Consider the following 17,146-nt stretch of genomic DNA (forward strand, 5'->3'; position numbering starts at 1 on the left):
CCTGCCACAATATCTGATCCGCCGGGACTTCGAGACAGGCCCGCAAGCCGATCCGCCGGCGCTGGCGGCGGGCCTCGTCGAGCCGCGCCCGTCCCTCCATGGTGTTGAAGCAGACGGCCTCGAACGACCCGGTGCCGAACGGCGGCAGCCCCGTGGCGGCGAAGAACACCGTCGAGGCCAGCGCGTGCACGTCGGCCGCCGGGGTGACCTGCGAGGCCCGGATGATCTCCGGCGCCAGGTAGCCGGGCGTGCCGACGAACATGCCCGACTGCGTCAGCCGGGCCGCGTCGACCAGGTGGGCGATGCCGAAGTCGATGACCAGCGGCTCGCCGCCGACCAGCATGACGTTGGCCGGTTTGAGGTCGCGGTGGATCACGCCGGCCGCGTGGATGTCGACCAGCGCCTGGCACAGCCCCTGCGCGAGCCTGACGACCGCGTGGGGCTCCAGGGGGCCGTCGGTCAGGACGGCCTGCTCCAGCGTGCGCCCGTCGGCGAAGCGCGTCACGACGTAGGGCCGGTGGGCGTCGAACTCGGCGTCGACGACCTCGGCGACGTACCGGCTGCGCACCCGGCGCATGGTCTCCACCTCGCGCACCAGGCGGTCGCGCGCCTTGAGGTCGGCGGCGACGTGCGGATGCAGCACCTTGATCGCGACCTGGCGACCCGCGCCGTCGAGACCGAGGTGGGCGACCCCCATGCCGCCCTCGCCGATCTTCCTGATCACCCGGTAAGGGCCGAGATGCTCCTGCGTCTGAGCACTCATCCTCGACGTCATCCTCCGTGTTCCCCCGTTGTTCCCCCGCTGGCCGTGCACCGGCGCGCGGCGAGGAACATTCTCCCGCAGCGCACCCCCCGAGATGCACAGTAAGCGAAGATCGACCGAAGTGCGGCGATATGGAAGGCGGTAGGGAATCAGAGCCAGCCGCGGGCGGCCGCCTCCGCGCCCGCCTGGAAGCGGCTGGTCACGCCGAGGCTCTCCACCACGGCGGCGATCTTGCGGGTGGCCGTCCTGGGGCTGACGCCGAGATGGCGGCCGATGGCCTCGTCCTTGAGCCCGGCGTTGAGCAGGCGCAGCACGAGCAGGTCCGCCTCCGCCGGGCGTTCCTGCGCCGCCTGCGGCAGCCCGGCCAGCGGCCGGCCGCGCTCCCAGTAGACGTCGAACAGCTCGACCAGGGCGTCCAGCAGCCGCGAGGGGTGCAGCAGGGCGATGTTGTCGTAGACGCCGTCCACCAGCGGGAACAGGCCGATCCTGCGGTCGGCGATGCGCAGCTTGAACGGCAGGTGCGCGACGAACCGGGAGCGCTCGCCCTCCTCGGCCAGCCGGATCAGCGTCTCCAGGCGGCCGGGCCGGTCCAGGGACTCGGCGCAGTAGACCACCCGGATGTCCACGCCGCGCGCCAGCAGTTGCCGGGTGCCCTCCAGCTCCGACTCGTTGGTGTCGTGGGAGTCGTCGGGGCGGCCCACGTAGGGCGGGCGGTCGAAGCCGAGCAGTTCCACGCCGACCGTCCGCTGCAACTCGGTGATCACCCGCTTGACGGCCTCCTCGCCGGCCAGCACCTCCACGACGCCGGCGGGCCCGGAGCCCATCCGGCCGGAGTGGTAGAGCTGGGCGAAGTCCGACACGACCGTCCGGACCGCCGCGAGCCGCGCCTCGGTCTCCAGGCGCCGGCGGTCCACCAGCCACTCGATCGCCGCCTCCGGCGGCACGGCCTCGTACCGGCCGGGTCCGGTGCGGCGCAGCAGCCCGGCGTCGGCCAGGCGGGCCAGCCCGGCGCGCACCCGGGCGGGGCCGGTCTCCAGCGCGGCCGCGGCCTCGGCCGTGCGCAGGCCGGGTCCGCGCAGCAGCAGCCGGTAGAGCCGCTCGTCGAAGTCCGACAGGCCCACCGCGCCGAGCACAGAGCCGTCCGCCACAAAGCACCTTCCGAAAATGTCGTTTTTGGTCACGTGGCCGAAAATGTCAGCACTATATCTCGACACTGATCTCCACTGGACGCTTGACTCCAAGGCGGCCCTCCGGTGATCCTCCCCGGACGGGTGACCAGGCTCGTCCCCCTTGAGGAGCAATGTCCCGCAACACCCGCGTTCACCGCGCACTGGCACTGGCCGCCGCGCTGGCGGTCACCGCCGCCGTCCCGGCCGTGGCCGGGCCCGCAGTGGCCTCCACACTGGCAGCCGCCCCGCCCGCCGCCCCCTCCCCCTACGTCATCACCCTGACCGAGTCGCCTCTGGCCACCTACGACGGCGGCGTCACCGGCATCGCGCCCACCAAGGGCGGCAAGGGCAGGAAGGTGGACACCACCAGCCCCCACGCCAGGCGCTACCGCGACCGCCTGACCACCCGGCAGGACGAGGTGGCCCGCAGCGTCGGCGCGTCCGCCACCGCCCACCACGTGGTCGCCTCCAACAGCTTCACCGCCGACCTCACCCCCGCCCAGGCCCTGCGCCTGCACGCCACCCGGGGCGTGCTCTCGGTCACCCCGGACGTCCTGCACAAGGCCCTGGACGACCGGAACTCCACCGACTTCCTGCGCCTGTCCGGCGACCGCGGCCTGTGGGCCGCCCTCGGCGGCACGGGCAAGGCGGGCAAGGGCGTGGTCGTCGGCGTCGTCGACACCGGCATCTGGCCGGAGAACCCGTCCTTCGCCGGCCCCGCCCTCGGCACGGAGCCGCCCGCCGGCGCCGACCCGTACCGCCCCTATCTCAAGGACGGGGCCACGGTCATGCAAAAGGCCGACGGCTCCACGTTCACCGGTCTCTGCCAGACCGGCGAGCGCTTCACCGCCGACCTGTGCAACGGCAAGCTGATCAGCGCCCGCTACTTCGGCGAGCAGTGGCTGCGGCAGACCCCGCCGCAGCAGCGCGACGACTTCGCCTCGCCGCGCGACGCCCAGGGCCACGGCTCGCACACCGCCGGGACCGCGGCGGGCGACCACGGCGTCCCGGCCGCCGCGAACGGCATCGACTTCGGCACGGTCTCCGGCGTCGCGCCGGGCGCGGCGATCGCCGTCTACAAGGCGCTGTGGCAGGGCAAGGACGGCGGCACGACGGGCGGCTTCAGCTCCGACCTGATCGCGGCCATCGACCAGGCGGTGGCCGACGGCGTGGACGTGATCAACTACTCGATCGGCAGCGCGATGTCGGAATCGCCCGCCGACGACCCGATCCAGCTCGCCTTCCTGGCCGCCGCCCAGGCCGGCGTCTTCGTCGCCACCGCCGGCGGCAACTCCGGCCCCGACGCCTCCACGCTGGACAACACCGCGCCCTGGACGACGACCGTCGCCGCCGGCACGATCGCGCCCCGCCGGGGCGAGGTCCGGCTCGGCGACGGCGCCGCCTACCGGGGCATCAGCACCTCGGTCGTCGCGCCGCTCGGCCCCGTGCCGCTGGTGACCGCCGTGTCGGTGAAGGCGGGCCAGGCGGCCGACGCCGACGCCGAGGTGTGCGCGGCCGGCGCGCTCGACCCGGCCAAGGCCGCCGGGAAGATCGTCTACTGCGCGCGCGGGACGACGGCCCGCGTGGAGAAGTCGGCCGAGGTCAGGCGGGCCGGCGGCGTGGGCATGGTGCTGGGCAACCCGACCCCCCAGTCCACCGACGCCGACCTGCACGCCGTTCCGACCGTGCACGTGGACGCGCCCGACGCCGGGAGGATCGCGGCGTACGCGGCCACGCCGGGCGCGACGGCCACCCTGCTCCCCGCCCCCTCCGACGGCGTGGCCTACCCCGAGGTGACCAGCTTCTCCTCGCGCGGCCCCGCACTGTCCGCCAAGGGCGACCTGCTGAAGCCGGACGTCACCGCCCCCGGCGCGGCGATCCTGGCCGCCGTGGCGCCGCCGGGCAACGACGGCAAGGACTTCGACTTCTACTCCGGCACCTCGATGGCCACCCCGCACATCGCCGGCCTGGCCGCCCTCTACCTCGGCCGGCATCCCCAGATGTCGCCGATGGCGATCAAGTCGGCCATGATGACCACCGCCTACGACACCAGGACCCCGGACGTCTTCGCCCAGGGCGCCGGGCACGTGGACCCGTCCCGCATGTTCACCCCCGGCCTGGTCTACGACGCCGGCCCGAAGGACTGGTACGGGTTCCTGGAGGGCCTCGGCGTCGCCACCGGCACCGGCGTCGCGCCGCTGGCCGCCTCCGACCTGAACTACCCGACGATCGCGGTGGCCGAGCTGTTCGGCTCGCGCACGGTCACCCGCCGGGTGACGGCGCTCACGCCGGGCGTCTACCACGCCTCGATCGAGGTGCCCGGGTTCAGGGCGAAGGTCAAGCCGTCCACGCTGGTGTTCAAGGAGGCCGGCCAGGCCAAGGAGTTCACCGTCACGCTGGAGACGCTGCCCGAGGCCACCGGCGAGACCGCCACCGGCCGGCTCACCTGGACCGGGGCGGGCATCAGCGTGCGCAGCGCGATCGTGGCCACGCCGCTGAGCGCCAGGGCGCCCGCCGAGGTGCGCGGCGCGGGCGCGGCCGGCTCCCTGTCCTTCGAGGTGACGCCGGGGCTGAAGAAGTTCCAGGTCACCCCGTACGGGCCGGTCTCGGGGGCCGAGACGCCCGGCACGGTCGGCCAGGACGAGGTGTGGGGCCGCGAGATCCCGATCACGGTGCCCGAGGGCGCCAGGGCCGCCGCCTTCCGGATCAAGGCGGTGAACCCGGAGGCCCAGGTGGGCGGCCTGCTCGTCTACGAGGGCCCCGGCGGCCGCGAGTTCGAGACATGGCTGTCCAGCCCGGACGGCGACCACCGCGCCGCGCTGTCCCGCCCGCGGCCGGGCAGGCACACCCTGATCGTGCTCAGCCTCGGTGACCTGCCGGGGACGACGTCCACGGCGTTCACCACCCAGGCCGACATCGTGGAGGCGGGCCACGCGCGCGGCGCGCTCACCGTGACGCCGGCCCGCCCGAAGGTGACCGCCGGCACGCCGGTCACGCTGACCGCGTCCTGGACGGGCGCGACGCAGCGCGTCAACACCGGCTACGTCGAGTACCCCAACGGCGCCGGGACGATCGTCACGATCAACTAGCCGCCCGCCGCTCCGGCCGCTCCTCCGGCCGCCACGGGAGAACCCGTCCGAACCGGACGAGTTCCCCGTAGTGGCCGGGGTCCGCCGGGCCGAGGGCCAGGTCGAGCAGCGGGACGGCGGCCTGCTCCGGCGAAGGCGCGCCGCTGACGTCCCACCACAGGCCGGACGTCGGCGTGTTGATCATCCCGGGGCAGACGGCGGCCAGCAGGATCCCGCGGCGGGCGTCGTCCTCCCGCCGTTGTCCGGCCAGCGCCCGCACCGCGGCGACCTGCCAGACCTTGGACGGGATGTTGACGAAGCCCGGCCAGGACTGGGCGCGGGCGCTGCCGTCCCTGACCGCGTCGCGCCAGGCGGCCACCTGCGCGTCCACCTCCTCCAGGCTGGTCAGCCCGTCGAAGCGGTCGTGCAGGACGGGGGCCAGGTGGTGCAGCGTGCCCAGCGAGCTGCCGACCACCAGGAACCTGCCGCCGTCCCGGACCAGCGGGGCGAAGGCGCGCAGGAGCCGGGTGGTGCCGAAGTTGTTCACCTCGGTGTAGGCGTCGATGAGGGCGCGCATGTCGTCGTCCGGGCCGACGCGCATGACGGCGTTGCCCGCGACGACGTCCACGCCGCCGTGCCGCTCGCGCAGCAGGCCGGCGAGCTCGGCGGCGGCCCGCGGGTCGGCCACGTCGAGCAGCTCGCCGCGGACCCGGGCGCCGGTCGCCGGCATCGCCGCCGCGGGCTCGGCCACGCGGGCGGCGTCGCGCCCGGTGAGGTAGACGGTGTCGTCCGGCGTCATCCGGCGGGCCAGCCCTTCGACGAGGGCCAGCCCGAGCCCCTGCGTCGCGCCGGTCACCAGGGCGACCTTCGGGGTGGTGCTCATTGTCGCTCCTTCGAGAAGTGCTTGTGCGGGCCGGTGCGCGCTCCCGGCACCGGTCAGGTTAGGAGCGAGCGGAGGCATTCGGGTAGCGAAAGTTCCTCAAGTCCGGTATGCGTGATCGTCATGGCCTTCACCGACGCGTCGCTCACCGCCCTGCGGGTCTTCCGGGAGGTCGCCGAGCGGGGCACGCTCACCGCGGCGGCCACCGCCCTCGGCTACACGCAGTCCGCCGTGTCCCGGCAGATCGCCGCGCTCGAACGCGCCGCCGGGGCCCGCCTGCTGGAGCGGCGGCACGACGGCGTGCGCCTGACCGCCGCCGGACGGCTCGTCCTCCGCCGCGCCGCGGCCGTCGTGGACGAGGTCGACGCCGCGGCCAGGGAGCTGGCCGGGCTGCCCGGCGAGCCGGCGACCGTCCGGTTCGGCTGGTTCGCGGCGGCGGGGGCCGCGCTGGTGCCCCGCGCGCTGGCCGAGCTGCGCCGCACGCGTCCGTCCATCGCGGTCACCGGGCGGGAGGACGGCAGCTCGGCCCTGGTCCGCGCGTTGCGGGCCGGCACGCTGGACCTGGCCCTGCTCAGCTCGGCCCCGCCGTTCCGCGCCCCGGACGCCGAGACGCCGCCGCTGGAGATCGAGATCCTCACCGAGCGCGGCCTGCGGGTGGCCGTCCCCGCCGGGCACCCGCTGGCCCGGGGCGAGTACGTGGACGTCGCCGACCTGCACGGCCGTCCCTGGATCGCCAGCCCGGCCGCCCCGGCGGGCGAGAGCCCCACCCTGGGCGTGTGGCCGGGCCTGGACGAGCGGCCGGAGACGGTGTTCGTCGTCCGCGACTGGCTGGCCAAGCTCGCCCTGGTGGCGGCCGGCTGCGGGCTGACCACGGTGCCGGCGTCGATGGGCCCGGCCGTGCCGGAGGGCGTACGGGTGCTGCCGGTGCGGGGCGGGCCGCGCGAGCAGCGGCGGCTGCTGCTGGCCCGCCTCCCCGGCCCCGTCCCCGGGCCGGTCGCGGACCTGGCGGGCGCGCTGCGCGCCGCCGCCGTCGGCTCCTGAGGCGGCCACCGGTTATGGTGTGGCCTGTGATCCGTGCCGTGGTGGTTGATGTCGACGACACCCTGTGCCTCACCGAGGCCGCGTGCTTCGAGCTGGAGAACGAGGTCCTGGGGCGGCTCGGCCACGGGCCCATGTCCAGGGCGGTGCACGTGGCGACCTGGGGCCGGTCGCTGCACGAGGCCATGCCGCTGCGCTCGCCCGGCCTCGACCTGGCCGCCTACCTGCCCCTGCACCACGCCGTGCTGCGCGAGTACGTGGCGGCCGGGCTGGTCGACGTCGTCCCGGGGGAGAACCTGCGCGCGATCGACGAGCTCAACGCGGCCGGGCGCGCGGTCATGCTGCTGACCTCGCGCGACGAGGCCGAGATGGAGCACCTGATGGCGCCGGGCCACGCGCTCGACGGCCGGATCGCGGCCGTCTACCACGCCGGCAACACCCGCTTCGGCAAGCCCGACCCGCGCGCCTTCGACGAGCTGCTGGCCGCCACCGGCCTGGCCCCCGACGAGTGCCTCTACGTGGGCGACTCCCCCACCGACGCCGCGGCGGCCACCGGCGCGGGCCTGCGGTTCGTCGCCTGCATGCAGAGCGGGCTGCGCCGGCCCGCCGACTTCGCCCCGCACCCGGTCGACGCCTTCATCGACGCCTTCCCCGACCTGACCGCCACCGTCGCCCTGCTGGAGGAGGCCGCCCGCGGCCCGCTGACGACGGCCCTCGACTAGCGCGTCCCGGCGTCTGGACAAGGGGGCCGGGGTGGCGTAGAGCCGAGGGTATGAGCGCCTCGGAACTGCCGAACGACGAGCTGCGCGCCGCCGTCGCCGCGCGCCGGGAGCTGGGTCCCGACTACGAGCAGGCCCTGGTGGACTCGTTCCTGGAGCGGGTCGGCCACGAGATCGACCGGAAGGTCGAGGAGCGGCTCGCCCAGCGCGCCCCTCAGGACGGCGGCCACCGGGGGATGTCCGCGGGCCTGGCCTACTTCTCGGTGATCTTCGGTGTGGGCGGGACGATCGCGCTGGTGGGCCAGCCGGACGGGCTGATCGCCGCGATCGTCATGCTGGTCGCCCTCACCGTGATCAACGTGGCCGTCGCCCTGCGCGAGCGCCGCCGCTGAGCGCGCGGGTCAGCCGCGCCGCCGGATCCTCAGCACGTTGTCGACGCGGACGGCCGGCGCGCCGCCCGGGGCGGTCTGGGCGCGTTCGAACTCCTCGGCCCGCAGCACCTCCCACTCCCCCTCGGCCAGCTCCAGAGCGTCCAGCACCTGTTGCGGGGTGGGCAGCTCGACGCGGGCTTCGGGCTCCCACGGCGGGGGGCCGGCGTGCCCGAGCACCAGGAGCTGACCGCCGGGCGCGACGGCCGCGGCGGCGGCGCGCAGGACCTTCTCGCGCGACAGCTCGGCGGGCGAGTGCAGGTAGCTCGCGGTGACCAGGTCGTACTCGCCCTCGGGGAAGGACTCGGCCAGGTCGTGGCGCTGCCAGTCGACGCGCTCGGCCACGCCCGCCTCCGCGGCGTGGGCGGCGGCGCGGGCCAGGGCCACGCCGGAGATGTCGGCGGCGGTGACCCGCCAGCCGCGGCGGGCCAGCCACACGGCGTCGGCGCCCTCGCCGCAGCCCAGTTCCAGCGCGGTGCCGGGTGCCAGGTCCGCGACCTCCTCGACCAGGCGCGCGTTGGGGTTGCCGCTCCAGATCCGTTCGGACTGCCCGTAGCGGTCGTCCCAGAACTGTTCGCCGGAGACCGGCGCACCCGCGACGGCCGCCACCGCGCGGCGGGTCTCCTCCTCGATCAGGTCGGCGTTGATCGCCGCCGCAGCCCTGACCCCCGCGGCGGCGGCGCCGATGACGTTCTCGCCCAGGTTGGCCACGTTCCCGGCCACCCACACGCCGGGGACGCCGGTCGCGCCGGCCGGGTCGGCGGGCACGTGGACGCCGATGACGTGCCCGTTCATGAGCTGCTCGGCCGTCTCGACGCCGAGCCCGGCCAGCAGGGCCGAGCGGGCGGTGAAACGCGGGGCGACCACGAAGGCCCGGCACGGGACGACGTCGCCGTTCTCCAGGGTGACGCCGGTGAGCGGGCCGGAGTCCGGCGACAGGCCGGCGACCCGCCCTTCGACGACGGTGACGCCGCGCGCGGCCAGCCTGGCCCGGTCCTCCTCGCCGAGCGGCGGGGCAGTGTGCGTGAAGAGCGTCACGTCGTCGCTCCACTGCCGCCACAGCAGCGCCTGGTGGGCGGCGATCGAGCCGGCGGCCAGCACGCCGATCGGCTGGTCGCGCACCTCCCACCCGTGGCAGTACGGGCAGTGCAGCACCTCCCGCCCCCATCGCTCGGCCACGCCGGGCAGGTCGGGCAGCTCGTCCACCAGGCCCGTGGTGACCAGCAGCCGGTCCGCCACGACCGCGGACCCATCGGCCAGGCGTACGCGGAAACCGCCGGCGTCCAGGCGTTCGGCCGCCACTACGGAGCCGGTGACGAGCTCGCCGCCGTACCCGGTCACCTCGGCGCGGCCGGCGGCCAGCAGGTCGAGCGGCGGGGTGCCCTCCCGGCCCAGGTAGGTGTGCACGCCGCCGGCCGGGGCGTTGCGCGGCCGGCCCTCGTCGATCACCAGCACCCGGCGGCGGGCCCGGCTCAGGGTCAGGGCGCCGCTGAGCCCGGCGGCCCCGCCGCCGACGACCACCACGTCGTACTTGTCGTCCATCGCGTTCCTCCAGAGATGTGCCGATGGCACACTGTGCGTCCCGCGCGACGCGGTTGACAAATGTCGTTGCCGAAATGGCAAGCTGGCCGCATGGACGAGACACCGGATCTCGACGAGGTCCTGCGGGCGGTGGGGCCGCGGCTGCGGGCGTTGCGGCAGCGGCGGGGCGTGACGCTGGCCCAGCTCGCCGAGGCCACGGGCATCTCGGTCAGCACGCTGTCGCGGCTGGAGTCGGGCGGCCGCCGGCCCACGCTGGAGCTGCTGCTGTCGCTGGCGCGCGCCCACCAGGTGCCGCTGGACGAGCTCATCGACGTGCCGCCGACCGGCGATCCGCGGGTGCACCTGCGGCCGGTGTCGCGGCACGGCATGACGTACATCCCGCTGAGCCGGCGTCCGGGCGGGATCCAGGCGTACAAGCACATCTACCCGCCGGGCTGGCCGCACGGCGAGTACGAGCAGCGGGCCCACGAGGGCTACGAGTGGCTCTACGTCCTGTCCGGGCGGCTGCGCCTGCTGCTCGGCGAGCACGACGTGCTGCTGACGGCGGGCGAGGTGGCCGAGTTCGACACCCGCGTGCCGCACGCGTTCGCCAATCCCGGCCCCGAGCCCACGGAGGTGCTCGCCCTGTTCGGGCGGCAGGGCGAGCGCATGCACGTGCGCGCCCGCCCCACCGCCGGATGAGCCGCCGCCCGACGGGCCGCCGCCCGGGACGTGCCGGTCAGGAGGTGCCGAAGCCGTCCAGCTGCTCGCGCTCCTCCGGGGTGGCGAGCTCCTGGAAGACGGTGATGTGCAGGCCGCCGGGCGCGTCGAGGCGGGCGTTGAGCGACTGCCAGGGGGTGAGCGTGGGCGGGGCCACCTCGTCCGCGCCGGCCGACACCAGGCGGGCGGTGGTCGCACGGGAGTCGTCCACCTCGAAGGCGACCCGGAGCTTGGGCGCCACCTGCCGGCCCACCTCGACGTCGTCGATCATCTTCTTCTGGGCCGGGTTCGCGATCTCCAGGGTGGCCCGGCCCGCGTCGAGGATGGCCACGCGGGCGCCGTCGCCGGAGGAGTAGGCGGCCTCCTCGGGCAGGCCGAGCACGTCGCGGTAGAAGGTCAGCGCCGCCTCGTAGTCCTCCGCCTCGACGACCAGCCGGAGCTGTCGGACGGCCGGGGCGTCGGGGTGGTCGTTCATGGGTTCTCCTCATCGGATGCGGACGATCACCCCCGCCAACCCGCGCCGCGGCCGGTACATTCCCTTTCCTGGCTCGTTCAGGCCGCGGTCAGGGCCTTGACCAGGTCGTCCAGGACGACGCCGGCGGCCAGCGGGGCGCCGCGGGTGCTCCAGACCGAGCCGTTCACCGGCACGACGTGCCCCGCCTTCACCGCTCTCAGCTCCTTGAACGCGGGCGTCCGCCGCACCTCGTCGAGCGTCTTCTCGCCGTCGGCGGTCAGCGTGGAGACGAACAGCCATTCGCCGTCGATGTCCGACAGCGCCTCCAGGCTGAGCGGCATGGAGTGGGCGGTGCCGTCCTTGTCCTGGGCGGCGGGACGGGTCAGGCCCAGGTCGGTGGCGACGAAACCGGCGAACTGCCGCTTCTCCATCCAGCTCGGGCCCTGCGGGTTCCAGCGCACGATGCTCACCTCGGCCGGCCTGATCCTGGCCTTGGCCGCGGCGACGCGGGCGTCGTAGTCGGCCATGACCTTCCTGGCCGCGTCCAGCTTGTTGAGCGCGTTGCCGACGCCCATGAACGACAGCTTCCAGTCGTCGGCGGGGGCCATCGTGACCACGGTGGCCGGGGTGACCTTGCGGAGCTGGTCGAGCACCTGCTGGTCCTGGAGGTCGCCGGCCAGGATGAGGTCCGGCCGGGCCTCGACGACCTTGTCGATGACCGGCTGCAGCAGGTTGCCCACGACCGGGATGCCCTTCACCTTGTCGGCCAGGTAGGCCGGCGGCGTGTCGATGCCCTGGCCGTTGGTGATGCCCACCGGGGTCACGCCGAGGGCCAGGACGGCGTCCAGGTCCTCCTGGGTGAGGGTGACCACGCGTTTGGGCTCGGCCGGGACCTTGATCAGGGTGCCGGTGGCGTCCTTGACCTCTCGGACGGCCGGCGCCGCGGCGGCGGACGCGCCCGGCGCGGCGGGTGCGGAGGACGCGCCGCACGCCACGGCGGTCAGGACGGCGGCGGCGGCGACGAGCAGTCCGCCGACCCTGCGGAGAGGGGCCATACGAGCTCCCGAGCTAAGAAATGAGGTAAGCCTTACCTTTTTTAGGTTAGCCTTACCTTATGTTTACGCAAGTCCGGGCCTTCGGACTGGGCGCCGCCGCGCTGCTGGCCCTGTGCGCGGCGTCCATGCTCACCGGCGCGGGCCGGGTGGCCCCCGGGCAGGTCCTCGACCACCTGCTCGGCGGCGGCGGGGACGACCACCTGCGCATGGTGGTGGACACGCTGCGGCTGCCCCGGACGCTGGCCGCCCTCGTCGTCGGCGCCGCGCTCGGGGTCTCGGGCATGCTGCTGCAGTCGGTCACCCGCAACCCGCTGGCCGAGACCGGGCTGCTCGGCGTGAACGCGGGCGCCGCCCTCGGCGTGGTGACCGGGATCGTCACCGCCGGGGCGCAGACCGGGGGCGCGTACCTGGGATGGGCGCTCGGCGGCGCGCTGCTCGCCACCGGGGTCGTGCTCGCGATCGGGGCCCGGCTCTCGCCGCTGAAGCTGGTGCTGGCCGGGACCGCCCTGTCGGCCACGCTCACCGGGATCACCACGGCCGTGCTGGTGGCCGACCCGGTCACGTTCGACCAGTACCGGTTCTGGATCCTCGGCTCGCTGGCCGGGATCCCCATGGACCGGGTGCTGGCGATCGCGCCGGCGGTCGCGGCGGGGCTGGTCATGGCGGCGGTCGCGGCCCGGCCGCTGGCGGCGCTGGCGCTCGGCGACGACCTGGCCGTCGCGCTCGGGCACCGGCCGGGGCGCACGCGGCTGTGGGTGACGATGGCGGTGACGCTGCTCAGCGCCGCGGCGGTCGCGGTGGCCGGCCCGATCGGCTTCCTCGGCCTGCTGGCCGGATATCTGTCCAGGTCCCTGGGCGGGGGGCGGGCAGGGCCGCGGATCGTGCTGTCCGGGCTGGCCGGGGCGGTGGTGCTGCTGGGGGCCGACGTGCTGGCCCGGGTGGTCATGCGGCCGTACGAGGCGCCCGTGGCGCTGCTGGTCGCCGTGCTGGGGGCGCCGGTGCTGGTCGTGGTGGCCCGGTCGCGGGCGGTGGCCGCCGGGCCCGGTGACCTGGTCCCGTCCCGCGCGCCGCGGCGGCGGGCCGCCCGCGGGGCCGCGCGGGCGGGTGGGCCTTCGCCTTCCGACGCGCGGGTCGTGCGGGGGCGGGGCTGGTCGGTGCTGGTGCCCGTACGGTCCTCCGTGGCGGCGGCGGCGTTGCTGGCGGTCACCGCGGTGGCCGTCGTGGCGGCGGTGGCGGCCGGGCAGTCGGGCATGACGGCCGGGCAGGCGCTGAGTGCCCTGGCGGGCGCGGGCGAGGGCGGGCACGTGCTGCTCGTCCAGGAGATCAGGCTGCCGCGGGTGGTGGCGGGGCTGGTGGCCGGGGCGGCGCTCGGGCTGTCCGGCTGCCTGACCCAGGCGCTGGCCCGCAACCGGCTGGCCACCCCCGACATGCTCGGCATCAACCAGGGCGCGGTCATCGCCATCATGGTCGCCGGGATGGTGTCCGCCTCGGGCACGCTGTTCGCCCACTGGTGGATCGGTCCCGTGGGCGCGCTGGCCGCCGCCGTGGCGGTGTTCGCCGTCTCGGGCGGCGTCGGCCGGCAGGGTTACCGGTTCATCGTGACGGGGCTGGCGCTGACCACGCTGGCCGGCGCGCTCACCCAGTCGCTGCTGGCCTGGCAGGGGCTCGGCTCGGCCACGGCCGTGCACTCCTGGAGCGTGGGCAGCCTGGCCGGGCGCGGCTACTCCGTCGCCCTGCCCGTGGCCGCCGGGCTGGCGGCACTGGTCCCGGCCGCGCTCGCGCTGGCCCGCCGGGTGGCCGTGCTGCGCTTCGACGAGGACGTCAGCGCCGGGCTCGGCGTCGATCCGGGCCGGACCAGGATCGCCCTGCTGGCGCTCGCCGTCGTACTGGCCGGGCTGGCGGCGGGCGTGGCCGGGCCCGTCGCGTTCGTGGCCCTGGCCGCGCCCGTCGTCGCCGCCCGGCTGGCAGGACCGGCCCGGCTGCCCCTGGTCGGCGCGCCGCTCACCGGCGCGGCGCTGGTCGTGATCGCCGACACGGCCGGACGCGTGGCCGCCGACGGCGCCGAGATCCCCGTGGGCGTCGTGACCAGCATCCTGGGCGGCCCCTTCCTGCTGTGGACCCTGCTGTCGGACCGGAGGCCGTGACATGACACCCGTGACCACCCCGATCGTCGAGCCCGCCGGCACGCCCGGCCGGTGCAAGGTGACGTTCCTCTGGCGGCCCAGGTCGCGCCACGAGCAGGCGGTCGTGCTGATCAACACGATGACCGACCGCGACCGGCACGCGGGCGACATCAGCAGACATGTCATGACCCGCCGTCCGGGCGGCGACCTGCTCCATCTGACCTACGAGCTCGACGCCGACCTGCGGGCCGGGTACCAGATCCTGCCCTGCGACCGGCTGCCGGGCACCGACCGGGACTCCTGGCTCCAGGTCATGCGCACGGCCGTGCCGGATCCGGGCAACCCGCTCACCGTGCCCGGCCTGCCGGACCGGCGTCCCTCATCGTTGCTGGAGCTGCCGCAGGCGCCGCCGCAGCCGTACCGGGAGCGCCGGCCGGGCGTGCCGCGCGGCCGGGTCGGCCAGGCGCGGTCGGGCGGGCGGCGGGTGTGGGTGTACACGCCGCCCGGCCCGGCCGCCGGCCCCCTTCCCGTCGTGGTGCTGCTGGACGGCGAGGTGTGGGCCGGGCGCGTCGCGCCCACCCTGGACAATCTGGTGAACGAGGGCCGCCTCCCGCCGCTCGTCGTGCTGATGCCCGACTCGGTGGACCGGCCGGCCCGGCTGCGGGAGCTGGCCTGCCACGAGCCGTTCGTCCGCTACCTGGCCGACGACCTGCTGCCGTGGGCGGAGCGCACGTGGCGGGCGACCAGCGACCCGGGGCTGACCGTGATCGCGGGGCAGAGCCTCGGCGGGCTGACCGCCTCCTACGCCGCGCTCCTCGCGCCCGGACGGTTCGGCAACGTCCTGTCGCAGTCGGGGTCGTACTGGTGGCCCGACGAGGATCCGGAACGGCTGACCCGCCGGTACGCCGCCGTCCCGAGGCTGCCGGTGCGCTTCCACGTCGAGGCCGGCCGGCTGGAGTGGATGCTGCTGGAGGAGAACCGCCGCTTCGCCGGCGCCCTCGCCGCCCAGGGGTACGAGGTGAGCTACACCGAGTACAACGGCGGCCACGACCCGGCCTGCTGGCTCGGCGGCCTGGCCGACGGCCTCACCGACCTCGCGGCGGGCTGGCTGTGAACGTCAGGGACGCGATCCGCCGCCGCGCCGAGGCCCACGCCCCCGAGCTGGTCGCGCTCAGCCACCGGATCCACGCCCACCCCGAGACCGCGTTCGAGGAGCACCGGGCGGCCGCCTGGACCGCGGGCCTGCTCGAAGCGGGCGGGTTCGCGGTGACGGCGGGCGCGGGCGGCCTGCCGACGGCCTTCTCCGCCTCTCTCGGCAGCGGCCCGCTGACCGTGGCCTTCTGCGCCGAGTACGACGCGCTGCCCCGCCTCGGCCACGCCTGCGGCCACAACGTGATCGCCGCCGCCTCGGCCGGCGCGGGCCTGGCGCTGGCCCCGTTCGCCGACGAGCTGGGGCTGACCGTGAAGGTCGTCGGCACCCCGGCCGAGGAACGCGGCGGCGGCAAGGCGCTGCTGCTGGAGGCGGGGGTGTTCGACGGCGTGGACGCCGCCATGATGGTGCATCCCGGGCCGTTCGAGACCGTCCGGTTCCGCTCGTTCGCGCTCGGCACCCTGGACGCCGAGTACACCGGACGGGCCGCGCACGCGACCCTCGCCCCGCACGAGGGCCGCAACGCGGCCGACGCGGTGACGCTGGCCCAGGTGGCGATCGGCCTGCTGCGCCAGCAGCTCCCGCGCGACCTGCGCGTGCACGGCGTGGTCACCTCGGCGGGCGAGGCCCCCAACGTCATCCCGGCCAGGTCCACGGCCTCCTACGAGATCAGGGCCGCCGCCGCGCGGGACCTGGCGGGGCTGCGGGCGCGGGTGGAGTCCTGCTTCCGCGGCGCGGCGACGGCGACCGGCTGCGAGCTGCGGCTGACCCGGCCGGAGCCCGACTACCTGGACTTCCGCGACGACGCCGCGCTGGCCCGTCTGTACGCGGCCAACGCCGCCGCGCTGGGCCGTCCGGCGCCGGTGGAGCGTGAGCCGTTCGCGGTGACGGACATGGGGAACGTGTCGCACGTCGTGCCGGCCGTCCATCCCATGCTGGACATCGGGGCGGGCGGGGCCGCGCCGCACGAGCCGGGGTTCGCGGCCGCGGCGGCGGCCCCGGCGGCCGACCGCGCACTGGTGGAGGCGGCCGTCCTGCTCGCACTGACAACCGCCGACCTGGCGCTCACCCCGTAACCCCGGACGTCCCGCACGACCGCAGACCTGGCGCTCATCCGGTAGTCGCGCGGCTCCCGCACGGTCGCCGACCTGGCGCCCACCCCGTAGCCCCGGACGGCCGCCGGCTTGGTGCTCAGCCGGTGGGTTCGGCCTTCCGCGCGGTGACCGCGGCGGGCCGGAGCAGCGCCGCGGTGCCGCAGGCGGCCAGCAGGAACGCCGCGGCGGCGAGCAGTGCGGCGCGGTACCCGGCCAGGGCCGCGGCCGCGGCGCACACGCCGACGCCGAGCCCGCCGCCGAGCATGCGCAGCGACTGGAACAGGGTCATGGCCCGGCCCATCACCTGCGGCCCGACCGTCGTGAACGCCGACACCTGCACCGCCGTCACGGCCTGCCCGAGCACCAGGCCCACGGCGAACATGACGGCCCGCAGCGTCCAGGGGCCCGGCTCGGCCAGCGCGAGGAACGCGAACAGCGCCGCGCCGCCGAGCAGCCCGGCCGCCACCAGCCGCCGCTCGCCCCAGCGGGCGCAGGCGCGGTCCACCAGGAACCCGGCGGCCATGAGCCCCAGCGCCTCGGGGAAGACGACGAGACCGGCGTCGGTGGCCGTGGCCGCCAGCGCGTCCTGGTACATCAGGGGGAAGGCGAACAGCATGCCGAGCAGCCCGGCGGCCGACAGCGTGGCGGTGGCCGCGCCGCGCAGGAAACCGCGGTCGGCCAGCAGCCCGAGGTCCAGCAGTGGCAGCTCGGTGCGGCGCGCCGACCTGGCCAGCGCCCATACCAGGGCGGCTCCGGCGGGCAGCGCCGCCCAGGCGAGCGGTGACAGGCCGGCGGCGGCCTCGTTCAGCCCGTACATCAGCAGGCCGGAGCCTGCGCCGGCCAGCAGCAGGCCGCGCACGTCCAGCCTCCCGCCCCCCGTGCCCCCGCCCGTCCCGCCGCCCGTGCCCTCGCCCGTGCCTCCGCCCCTGACGGGGGCGGGCCGCGGCGCGGCGGCGCCGGTAGA

The 17,146-nt window shown here is 75.6% G+C and carries 15 protein-coding genes; 8 read left to right on the plus strand and 7 right to left on the minus strand.

Features of this window, described 5'->3' with window-relative positions; genetic code table 11:
* Both ACWEJ6_RS51665 and ACWEJ6_RS51670 read right to left on the minus strand, forming a co-directional pair.
* Positions 1-763 (minus strand): serine/threonine-protein kinase (locus ACWEJ6_RS51665; RefSeq protein ID WP_452432965.1); only part of this gene is annotated, 763 nt, incomplete at its 3' end.
* Positions 764-912: 149 nt separating this feature from the next.
* Positions 913-1,911, minus strand: coding sequence for a hypothetical protein (locus ACWEJ6_RS51670; protein ID WP_358297721.1), 999 nt, complete (start codon positions 1,909-1,911; stop codon positions 913-915).
* A gap of 152 nt (positions 1,912-2,063) precedes the next feature.
* On the opposite strand from ACWEJ6_RS51670, the gene ACWEJ6_RS51675 reads away from it, so the two are divergent.
* Positions 2,064-5,021: a S8 family serine peptidase gene (locus ACWEJ6_RS51675; RefSeq protein ID WP_452432966.1), complete on the plus strand. Its 2,958-nt coding sequence runs from the start codon at positions 2,064-2,066 to the stop codon at positions 5,019-5,021.
* Here ACWEJ6_RS51675 and ACWEJ6_RS51680 read toward each other — a convergent pair.
* A complete protein-coding gene (locus ACWEJ6_RS51680) occupies positions 5,014-5,883 on the minus strand; it encodes an SDR family NAD(P)-dependent oxidoreductase (protein WP_452432967.1) in 870 nt (289 codons plus the stop codon). The genes ACWEJ6_RS51675 and ACWEJ6_RS51680 overlap by 8 nt on opposite strands.
* A 120-nt stretch (positions 5,884-6,003) precedes the next feature.
* On the opposite strand from ACWEJ6_RS51680, the gene ACWEJ6_RS51685 reads away from it, so the two are divergent.
* Genes ACWEJ6_RS51685 through ACWEJ6_RS51695 form a run of 3 tightly spaced genes read left to right on the plus strand, consistent with a single transcriptional unit; the run spans position 6,004 to position 8,029 of the window.
* Positions 6,004-6,921, plus strand: coding sequence for a LysR family transcriptional regulator (locus tag ACWEJ6_RS51685; RefSeq protein ID WP_352359953.1), 918 nt, complete (start codon positions 6,004-6,006; stop codon positions 6,919-6,921).
* Positions 6,922-6,959: 38 nt separating this feature from the next.
* Positions 6,960-7,640, plus strand: a complete 681-nt coding sequence (locus ACWEJ6_RS51690; RefSeq protein ID WP_452432969.1) for an HAD family hydrolase — start codon at positions 6,960-6,962, stop codon at positions 7,638-7,640.
* A 50-nt stretch (positions 7,641-7,690) separates the two neighbouring features.
* On the plus strand, positions 7,691-8,029 hold the full coding sequence (locus ACWEJ6_RS51695) for a hypothetical protein (protein WP_387673308.1): 339 nt from the start codon (positions 7,691-7,693) through the stop codon (positions 8,027-8,029).
* Between the two features lie 9 nt (positions 8,030-8,038).
* Here ACWEJ6_RS51695 and ACWEJ6_RS51700 read toward each other — a convergent pair whose 3' ends face one another.
* Positions 8,039-9,607 (minus strand): FAD-dependent oxidoreductase, encoded by a 1,569-nt coding sequence (locus ACWEJ6_RS51700; protein ID WP_452432971.1) that lies wholly within the window; start codon positions 9,605-9,607, stop codon positions 8,039-8,041.
* A gap of 90 nt (positions 9,608-9,697) precedes the next feature.
* Between ACWEJ6_RS51700 and ACWEJ6_RS51705 the strand changes: the two genes are divergently transcribed.
* The gene (locus ACWEJ6_RS51705; protein ID WP_387673313.1) at positions 9,698-10,288 is read left to right on the plus strand and encodes a helix-turn-helix domain-containing protein; all 591 of its coding nucleotides are present in this window, start codon (positions 9,698-9,700) and stop codon (positions 10,286-10,288) included.
* Positions 10,289-10,325: 37 nt separating this feature from the next.
* Here ACWEJ6_RS51705 and ACWEJ6_RS51710 read toward each other — a convergent pair whose 3' ends face one another.
* Positions 10,326-10,781, minus strand: coding sequence for a VOC family protein (locus tag ACWEJ6_RS51710; RefSeq protein WP_358297736.1), 456 nt, complete (start codon positions 10,779-10,781; stop codon positions 10,326-10,328).
* Positions 10,782-10,858: 77 nt separating this feature from the next.
* Positions 10,859-11,815, minus strand: coding sequence for an ABC transporter substrate-binding protein (locus ACWEJ6_RS51715; RefSeq protein WP_452432973.1), 957 nt, complete (start codon positions 11,813-11,815; stop codon positions 10,859-10,861).
* 59 nt (positions 11,816-11,874) lie between these two features.
* Between ACWEJ6_RS51715 and ACWEJ6_RS51720 the strand changes: the two genes are divergently transcribed.
* The 3 genes from ACWEJ6_RS51720 to ACWEJ6_RS51730 are packed head-to-tail and all read left to right on the plus strand — an operon-like array spanning position 11,875 to position 16,164.
* Positions 11,875-13,959, plus strand: a complete 2,085-nt coding sequence (locus ACWEJ6_RS51720; protein WP_452432975.1) for an iron chelate uptake ABC transporter family permease subunit — start codon at positions 11,875-11,877, stop codon at positions 13,957-13,959.
* Between the two features lie 10 nt (positions 13,960-13,969).
* Complete coding sequence (gene fes, locus ACWEJ6_RS51725) at positions 13,970-15,052, plus strand: enterochelin esterase (RefSeq protein ID WP_452432977.1); 1,083 nt, start codon at positions 13,970-13,972, stop codon at positions 15,050-15,052.
* Positions 15,049-16,164 (plus strand): amidohydrolase, encoded by a 1,116-nt coding sequence (locus tag ACWEJ6_RS51730; RefSeq protein ID WP_452432979.1) that lies wholly within the window; start codon positions 15,049-15,051, stop codon positions 16,162-16,164. The genes fes and ACWEJ6_RS51730 overlap by 4 nt, the downstream gene beginning before the upstream one ends.
* A 115-nt stretch (positions 16,165-16,279) precedes the next feature.
* Here ACWEJ6_RS51730 and ACWEJ6_RS51735 read toward each other — a convergent pair.
* A partial coding sequence (locus tag ACWEJ6_RS51735) for an MFS transporter (RefSeq protein ID WP_452432981.1) occupies positions 16,280-17,146 on the minus strand: 867 nt, incomplete at its 5' end.

The organism is Nonomuraea sp. NPDC004702 (genome assembly GCF_053601695.1).